The organism is Blautia sp. HCP3S3_D9 (assembly GCF_052063845.1).
Taxonomy (GTDB): domain Bacteria; phylum Bacillota; class Clostridia; order Lachnospirales; family Lachnospiraceae; genus Blautia_A.
The window spans coordinates 1-8734 of the sequence record NZ_JBQHWS010000136.1 but is presented as its reverse complement, the minus strand read 5'-3'; the positions used below and the strand labels follow the sequence as shown (position 1 = coordinate 8734).

Here is an 8734-nt window from a genome sequence, read left to right as displayed (position 1 = left end):
ACGAGATCACAGACTGTCTCGTGGGCTCGGAGATGTGTATAAGAGACAGCTTATGGTGAAACTGTTCGTGAAACAGCAAACATGGTATCTTTCATGGCTGACGTAATCGGTATCCGTGATGACATGTACATCGGAAAAGGACATGCTTACCAGAAAGAATTCATGGAAGCTGTTACAGAAGGAAACAAAGATGGTATCCTTGAGCAGAGACCTACTCTTGTAAACCTTCAGTGTGACGTTGATCACCCAACACAGTGTATGGCAGATATGCTCCACATCATCCATGAATTCGGCGGTGTTGAGAATCTGAAAGGCAAAAAGATCGCTATGACATGGGCTTATTCTCCATCCTATGGTAAACCACTCTCTGTTCCGCAGGGTGTTATCGGTCTGATGACACGTTTCGGTATGGACGTTGTTCTTGCTCATCCGGAAGGATACGATGTAATGCCGGAAGTTGAAGAAATCGCTAAGAAAAACGCTGAAGCTAACGGTGGATCTTTCACAAAGACAAACGATATGGCAGAAGCTTTCAAAGATGCTGATATCGTATATCCAAAGAGCTGGGCTCCATTTGCAGCTATGGAAAAACGTACAAACCTTTATGCAGAAGGTGACTTCGACGGAATCGATAAATTAGAGAAAGAACTTCTTGCACAGAACGCACAGCACAAAGACTGGGCTTGTACAGAAGAACTTATGAAAACAACAAAAGACGGAAAAGCTCTTTACCTGCACTGCCTGCCAGCTGATATTACAGGTGTAAGCTGCGAAACAGGTGAAGTTGATGCCTCTGTATTCGATCGTTACAGAATCCCATTATACAAAGAAGCAAGCTTCAAACCATACATCATCGCTGCTATGATCATGCTTTCTAAATTCGAAAAACCACAGGATATCCTGAAGAAACTTGAAGTAAAAGCAGCTCCGAGAATTATGAAATAATCGTAACTGTTTAATACTTTCACAGTTACGAGTCAAAATCCATTAAAAACCGCCTTTGGCAATGGGATTTTGAAATCATGTCCAAGCAGAAACTCTAATTGGGAAACTAATTATTGTCAGAAATAAATTACTATATTGTATAGCAGGCAGGGCTGTCGCAGAAAGCACACAATGTTTATTGCGGCGGCCCTCTTTGCCCTTAATCAGGAGGTTTTTACACATGTTTACAAGAAAAAGAATTGTTATTGCACTCGGCGGAAACGCTCTGGGAAATACTCTCCCGGAACAGATGGTAGCTGTAAAAACTACTGCCAAAGCATTATGTGATCTGATCGAAGAAGGTCATCAGGTTGTTGTTGTACACGGAAACGGGCCACAGGTTGGCATGATCAACAATGCAATGTCTGCTCTCTCCAGAGAAGACGAAAACCAGCCTAACACTCCTCTCTCTGTCTGTGTTGCCATGAGTCAGGCTTATATCGGCTATGACTTACAGAACGCTTTAAGAGAAGAGCTTCGTATCCGTGGTTTTGTCCGCACACCTGTTGTTACAGTTGTTACTCAGGTTCGTGTAGATCCAAACGATCCTGCATTCGAAAATCCGTCCAAACCGATCGGTAAATTCCTTACAAAAGAGGAAGCAGACCATCAGGCACAGGCTTATGGACACATTATGAAAGAAGACGCAGGGCGCGGTTACCGTCGTGTTGTTGCATCTCCTAAACCTGTCGAGATCGTAGAACAGGATGCGATCAACAGCCTGGTAGATGCAAATAAAATCGTTATCTGCTGCGGAGGTGGCGGAATTCCTGTAGTTCTTAACGGGCATCATCTCAAAGGGGCATCTGCCGTTATTGATAAGGATTTTGCAAGCTGTCTTCTGGCCAAGGAACTGGATGCAGATATGCTTATCATCCTTACAGCAGTTGAGAAAGTTGCTGTAAACTTCGGCAAGGAGAACGAAGAATGGTTAGATGACCTGACTGTAAATGAAGCTAAGAAATATATTGACGAGGGACAGTTTGCCCCGGGTTCCATGCTCCCGAAAGTTCAGGCTGCTGTTGATTTCGCAAGCTCCAAAGAAGGAAGAACTGCCATGATCACCTTACTGGAGAAAGCAAAAGACGGTATTCAGGGAAAAACCGGAACCAAAATTCATCTTTAATTTAACCTGCAGATACTACAAATAGAAACCTTACCAAAACACATATTCAAGAAACCATATGTATCTGCCATACAAGAAAAAATCCTGTTTGCAGACTTCTCCGCCTGCGGTGGGTCGCTTCCGCGACATAAAAACTCTTAATTATGATTAGTAAAAAAGTTCTGACGACCTTGCGCCAGAACTTTTTTATATCTTCTTCATGCTTCAATTCTACATAAACAATCTATCCTGAAGCCTGTCAAAAAAGATTTTAGATTTTATTTATTTCCGTCTGCTTCAAATAATCTATATCCTCTATCTCTCTGGCACTTTTTGTCTCATAAATACAGGTATCTTCCAGATGCTTCATAAGAACTTTCTTACCACCTTTATCTCTTTCCAACGCAAGCAGTTCCTCATAATATTTCTTTCTGAAAATACACGGATTCCCCAATTTCCCCTGACTGGAAATACATGCCATTTCTTTTCCACTATTCAGAAACGCCAGAATCAATTCATATATTGTTTCGCCAGTCAGCCATGGCTGATCGGACACCGTAAAAAGAACCGCATCTGCATCCAGATTTGCGTTCAATCCAATTCTGAGAGAGGAGGAAATTCCCCTCTCCGGATGTGGATTACGCAACACCTGTATTCCCTGCTCTTTTACAGTTTCTGCAATTGCATCATATTGCGTCACAACAACAATACCACAGGTTATATCTGTCAGGCTATCCGTATTCGCAACCGTTTGTTTCTTCTCACGATCACACCGAACACCATCAGTATATCTTTCCAGACGATTCTTTACTTGTATAAGCTGATTCAACACATGCCTGTACATAGGCATCCCGTCTATTTCATATAACAATTTATTTGCGCCAAAACGGCGGCTGTTTCCAGCCGCCAGCATGATCATTGCAATTTTCAAAGTAATTTATTCCTCCCAAAGGCTTCCATACGCAGCTATCGTATGCTTCTTTTCCAGCTCCTCCACAATATGTTCTGCAGGAGCTTTCTCTGTGAGAATATCAGATTTATTCAGATAAACTCTGTAAACCCTCTCTTCCACATCCTTAAACAGTCCGCAGATGGAAGTTGCGATCTTAACAATATCCTCCTCTGTGATCGGTGCTTCCAAGCTTTTCTTCAGGAATTCCGATGTGCGTTCCATGCGATATGCACTCTGGCTGATCGGCTGTCCCAAACAATCCAGTCCGATCACACTGATCACGATATCTGCACAGGCAGGAATCACAGGCTCCCATTCTGCGGGAACTTTTATAGGATGATGCTTCGCACCGTCTGCCTCTACAAGCATCACATCACACAACTTTTTCAGTTCCTCCAGCTTGCCCTCTTCCAGAGATGCGTATTTTCCCGTTTCTTCCTCATACTCTGCCGCAATGACATATCCTTCCCTGTCCAGGGTTTCCTGCACTTTAACAGCATCTCCACCCCTCACAAAAGGAAGCTCTGTCTCTCCAGCCATATGTGTCGTTGTCGTGATGATCACTCTTTTTCCTCTGTCAAGCAGTTCATCTGTAAGCCGATAGATCAGGCTGGTCTTTCCGCCTCCGCCAACTACAGCGATCACCGGATATTTCTCATAATCAATCTGCAGTAATTCCAGAAAATCTGTCTGATGTTTCATATGGCATTACTCCTTCTGAAAGCAGAATTTCCACAACGCTGCCTGCAATACAGCGGGCTTTGTCGGAAATTGTGAAACAGTTCTTCTTTTGTTCCTTACGTGGATCAATATCCGCAATTTTCATCCCTTTAGGTACTGTAAATCCGTCACGGATGATTCCGCGAAGTACCCCTGTAAGAGAAGCCCTCACCGGAGTATCTCCGATCCACGCAAGAATCTGATCTTTCTCTACAATATCTGCAATTTTTGAGATACAGTGGATTTCTCCTGATGCAGGAGCATGGATCACACGTTCTTTTCCAAATCCTGCAATCATTCCGGGAACTCCCGTATTCGTAAGCGCTGCACCTTTTGTAATCACTCTGGCAAGATTATGTCCTCGCATGGTCTCAACTACATAATCCACGTCATCCCCTGCCACAAATCCAGGTCCAAGAGCAATTGTCAGATCTGACATATCTCTTGTAGTTCCCAGATTTCTTTTGGCAAGGATCGCATCTACCAATGCTGCCGGTCTGTATTTCTTAAGAATATCTCCTTCAGTATCCACCATAAGTGGGATCTCTCCTGCTGCCCATACAGCTTCGCATTCTTCTATACTGTTTATCTTTCTGCAAAGCACTCCTTCTACGGAAGACTGGCCATCATAAACTGCTTCACAGAAAGATACCATTCTTCGGATTGCAGTCGGTTTCTCACATTCCAGAACCAGAATTCGGTATCCACAGCGGTACAGTCTGTGGATCGTACCGCTGGCAAGATCGCCTCCTCCTCTTATAATTACGACATTCTTTAATTCATTTCCGGCATTTTTTACATTGGTCATTGTTGCGTCTTCCTCTTATGTTATGTTACTGCTTACTCCAAAGTACTTCCTGTGAAGCAGTGTACAAACAGTAACTTTCTTAATATTATTTTTGCAATTACTGTCCACAAAGTTGCAGTAATCTTACTTTCTATTTTAGATATTATACATTATCTGCTGCATTCTCGTCCATTACTTTTTCTATCGCATTGACAATATTCTCATAGCCTGTGCAGCGGCAGAGATTTCCTGCCATATGTTTGCGGATGGCCTCCCTGGAAAGTTTCTCACCTCGTTCAAGCAGAACTGTGGCCGACATGATAAATCCCGGAGTACAGAATCCACATTGTATGGCTCCTTCTTCAATAAAAGCTTCCTGAATCCTGGTAAGTTCTCCATTCTTCTCCAGTCCTTCCAGAGTACGGATATTCTTTCCTTCCGCCCATACTGCAAGATAAATACAGGAATCAATCGTCTCACCGTCGATAATAACTGTACAGGCGCCACATTCGCCTACCTCACAGCCCTTCTTTACTGAAGTAAGTCCCAGACGGTTACGCAGCATATCCAGCAGTGACTCCCTTACATCTACATATTCTTCTACTTCTTTTCCATTTACTGTACAATGTACAAGCTGCATCTGCTTTTTCATGCTCTGTCACCTCCTGCAAGTTCAATCGTACGTCTTAACGCTCTGGATGCGATCTCTCCTCCGATCTGCAGACGGAAAGCCCTGGATGCTCTCCAGGAATCTCGTGGATTAATCTCCTCACGTACAAGCTGTGCTGCTTTTTCATAAAGGCTCTCATCAAGCTTTGCACCTTTTAATGCTTCTTCTGCTTTTAAGCAGCGATATGGAACCGGAGCAGCAACACCAAACGTAATGCGCACATCTTCCAGAACTCCTGCTGCCAGGTCAGCCTTACTTACTACACTGCAGCTGATGGTCGCAATATCCATGGCATTACGCATGGAATACTTGATATAATGTCCATAATATCCCAGATATTCTTTCGCAGGAATGATCACATAAGTCAGAACCTCTCCCTGTTTCAGATCCACACGACCAGGTCCCAGATAGAAATCCTTTACCGGAACCAGGCGGCCTTCTTTTCCACCTTCCAGACGGAGCATTGCATTCAGGGAAAATACAGTCGGTGCACTGTCAGCACTGACTGCGCCATTGCAGATATTACCGCCGATCGTCCCGATATTCCTTACCTGCGGTCCGCCGACCTGATCTACTGCTTCGCCAAGTACCGGAATATATTTCTTTATGATCTCATCATTGGTAATATGTGAGAATACAGTTCCGGCACCAATATAAATGTCGCCGTTCTCAGCCATTCTTACCCCTTTGATCTCTTCAATTCCATGAATACTTACCAGCGATGTTCCTGAAAATTTTCCCTCTCTGGTTTTGATCAGGACATCACTTCCACCAGAAATGATCCTTGCTTCCGGATGTTCATTTAACAGCTTTACTGCCTCTTCTACGCTTCCGGCTTCGTAATACTTTTCAATATCGTACATAAAATCCCCCTCCTTCTAAATAAGACCGGCTTTCATAAAGCCATCGATCAATCTCTGTGGTGTCAGAGGATTTTCGTTAAATGCTACGCCCGTTGCATGCAAAACTGCATTACGGATGGCAGGTGCACCCGGAATTGCCGGAGGTTCACCCAGTGCCTTATTTCCAAATGGTCCCACCGGATCATCCAGCTCTACAAAATCAGCTTTAATATCCGGAGTATCCATCATGGTCATCAGTTTATAGTCAAGCAGGGTTCCGTTTAAAGGTCTGCCTGTCTTCTCATCCAGAAGAAGCTGTTCAGAAACACCATAACCCATTCCCATGGACATACCGCCATGAACCTGCATTTCTGCAAGCTGCGGGTTAATTAGCTTACCGCTGTCATGAACATTAATAATATGAAGAATCTTAATCTTGCCAAGTTCAATATCTACTTCTACCTCTGCGAAGCAGCATCCTGTAGCAATCGTATTCTTCTTCACCTGTTCGGAAACTTCAGCTGTAAGTACGGAAGAATTTGTAAGGCTGTAATAGCTCTCCAGTGCAAGATTTGCAAGTGTCATTGCCTGATCCTCGCCTGCCATGATCCATCCATGATCAAGGTGCAATTCTCTTGTTTCCTCCGGCATCAGCTGTTTTGCATACGCCAGGATCTTCTCTTTCAGAAGATTTGCGCAATCCTTTACTACTGTTCCTGTTACAAAGGACTGGCGGGATGCATAGGCACCTGTATCAAATGGTGTCACATCTGTATCCTGCATGGTCTGGATATGAATATCACTGAGATCCATATTTAATACTTCTGCTGTCATCTGGGAGAATGCAGTATCTGCGCCCTGTCCGATCTCTGTTGCACCAAGCATCAGACCAACACTTCCGTCCTGATTCAGAGTCATTCTGGCACCTGCGATCTCCAGAGAGATCGGCCATACACCTGTCTTATAAGAGAACAGGGACATTCCCACACCTCTACGGATCTTTCCGGTCTGGTTCGCATATTCTTTCCGTTTCTCATCCCAGTGGATATAGGCAGCACCTTTTTCCAGACATTCAAAAATACCGTTTGTATTTGCAGCGATCGGTTTCAGATAAGCATCTTCATAATATCCATGGATCAGATTCTTCTTTCTGAACTCCAGTGGATCCATTCCGATCTCTTTCGCAATATCATCCATAAAGCACTCGATGCCAAAACATACCTGTGGAATTCCATATCCACGCATGGCACCGCCTACCGGTGTATTGGTATATACAGTATATGCCTTTCCACGGATATTCGGGCAGGTATACTGTAGTCTCCAGGAAGTCAGTCCGTTGGCTGCAATGGCATGTCCATGGGAAGCATATGCGCCCTGATTTGAAATTGCAACCATATCTTTCGCAAGAAGATATCCGTCTTTATCAACCCCTGCTGTCAGATCATATTCAATCGAGTGGCGGGTTCTTGTATTGCAGAACGTCTCTTCTCTGCTCACATCAAGTTTCACCGGTCTGCCGCCTACCTGCATAGTCAGGAATGCATTTAACGGCTCATAAAGGACATCCTGTTTATTTCCAAAGCCACCACCGATATAAGGCTTGATAACCCTGATCTTTCCCCACGGGATTCCCAGTGCCTGACCGATCACACGGCGGACGATGTGCGGGATCTGTGTGGAACTTACCACCACGATCCTGCCATTTTCCATATATGCATAGGAAATCGGATTCTCAATATGACAGTGCTGTACGATCGGCGTCTTATAACTGCGTTTTACTACTGTTGCAGCCTGTTCTAACCCTCTGTCTACATCCCCGATGGAATAATTGGAGCTTACCAGAATGTTGTCTTTCTTCTCCTCATGTACCGGAGGATTGGTTCCCAGCATGGATTTGCGGGGATGGATTTCTACCGGATATTCCTCATATTCTACTTCAATTAACCGCACTGCTCTCTGGGCTGTAATTTCGTCCTCTGCCACTACCGCTGCAATGTCATCTCCATAATAACGGACTCTGCCTGTAAGGATATTGCGGTCTGCAACATCCTGATGAGCAGTCTCTACTGACCAGGGATGTCCTGGTGTAGGATAACAATGATTCGGTACGTCCTTAAAAGTAACTACTTTTACTACGCCGTCCATAGCCTCTGCCTTGCTGGTATCAATTGATTTTACAATACCGTTGCCGATCTTTGCGTGACAGACCTTTGCGATCAGACAGTTGGCAGAAGCCATATCGTCTGTGAATTTCGCACGTCCTGTTACTTTATCATAGGCATCTACTCTCGGAACACTCTTTCCAATCATGTTTTCACCTTCTCTATTCTTTTTTATTTTTTGGTATAGAAAAAGCCGGACTCACCCCAAGGTATTATTCTGTTCCCCTCAGGACTGATGTCCGGCTCCGAACCATGCTTCTTCTTTCGCCCGTTTTCAGACATCAGGCGAATTATCTTTTAATATTGCATAATTTGTTGCTTTTATCGTTCTTTTAGTATAGCAGATTGTATAGTATATTTCAATCTTTTTTGAATATTTTGTTATCATTTCTGAAATTTTCGTTACTGTTCACTCCGTTCTCAGTAACACGCTTCGCGATGCACAGAATTTATGCTAATCGCATAAATTCGCGCCGTATGTCTCGGGATTTTGGCATATGCATGCCAAAACA

The 8734-nt window shown here is 43.9% G+C and carries 7 protein-coding genes and 1 pseudogene; 2 read left to right on the top strand and 6 right to left on the bottom strand.

The window, feature by feature from the left end:
• Positions 1 to 42: 42 nt before the first annotated feature.
• Together ygeW and arcC are read left to right on the top strand one after the other, a co-directional pair.
• Positions 43 to 945 (top strand): annotated as a pseudogene (gene ygeW / locus ACTNES_RS17610) (knotted carbamoyltransferase YgeW); the annotation flags it as partial.
• 220 nt (positions 946 to 1165) lie between these two features.
• Entirely contained in the window at positions 1166 to 2110 is a 945-nt protein-coding gene (gene arcC / locus ACTNES_RS17605) for a carbamate kinase (protein ID WP_291810892.1), read from the top strand.
• 250 nt (positions 2111 to 2360) lie between these two features.
• Here the strand turns inward: arcC and ACTNES_RS17600 are convergent, their stop codons facing one another.
• The 6 genes from ACTNES_RS17600 to xdhA form a co-directional block, all read right to left on the bottom strand.
• Positions 2361 to 3020 carry a nucleotidyltransferase family protein gene (locus ACTNES_RS17600; protein ID WP_291810895.1) on the bottom strand — a complete coding sequence of 220 codons (660 nt, stop codon included), beginning with the start codon at positions 3018 to 3020 and terminating at the stop codon, positions 2361 to 2363.
• A 6-nt stretch (positions 3021 to 3026) separates the two neighbouring features.
• Positions 3027 to 3743, bottom strand: a complete 717-nt coding sequence (yqeC, locus tag ACTNES_RS17595) for a selenium cofactor biosynthesis protein YqeC (RefSeq protein WP_441040234.1) — start codon at positions 3741 to 3743, stop codon at positions 3027 to 3029.
• The gene (gene yqeB, locus ACTNES_RS17590; protein ID WP_291810901.1) at positions 3703 to 4569 is read right to left on the bottom strand and encodes a selenium-dependent molybdenum cofactor biosynthesis protein YqeB; all 867 of its coding nucleotides are present in this window, start codon (positions 4567 to 4569) and stop codon (positions 3703 to 3705) included. Before yqeB ends, yqeC begins: the two co-directional genes overlap by 41 nt.
• 142 nt (positions 4570 to 4711) lie before the next feature.
• Complete coding sequence (xdhC, locus tag ACTNES_RS17585) at positions 4712 to 5200, bottom strand: xanthine dehydrogenase subunit XdhC (RefSeq protein WP_291810904.1); 489 nt, start codon at positions 5198 to 5200, stop codon at positions 4712 to 4714.
• Entirely contained in the window at positions 5197 to 6081 is an 885-nt protein-coding gene (gene xdhB, locus ACTNES_RS17580; RefSeq protein WP_441040233.1) for a xanthine dehydrogenase subunit XdhB, read from the bottom strand. The genes xdhC and xdhB overlap by 4 nt, the downstream gene beginning before the upstream one ends.
• Positions 6082 to 6096: 15 nt before the next feature.
• Positions 6097 to 8370, bottom strand: coding sequence for a xanthine dehydrogenase subunit XdhA (gene xdhA, locus ACTNES_RS17575; protein ID WP_441040232.1), 2274 nt, complete (start codon positions 8368 to 8370; stop codon positions 6097 to 6099).
• Between the last annotated feature and the right edge of the window lie 364 nt (positions 8371 to 8734).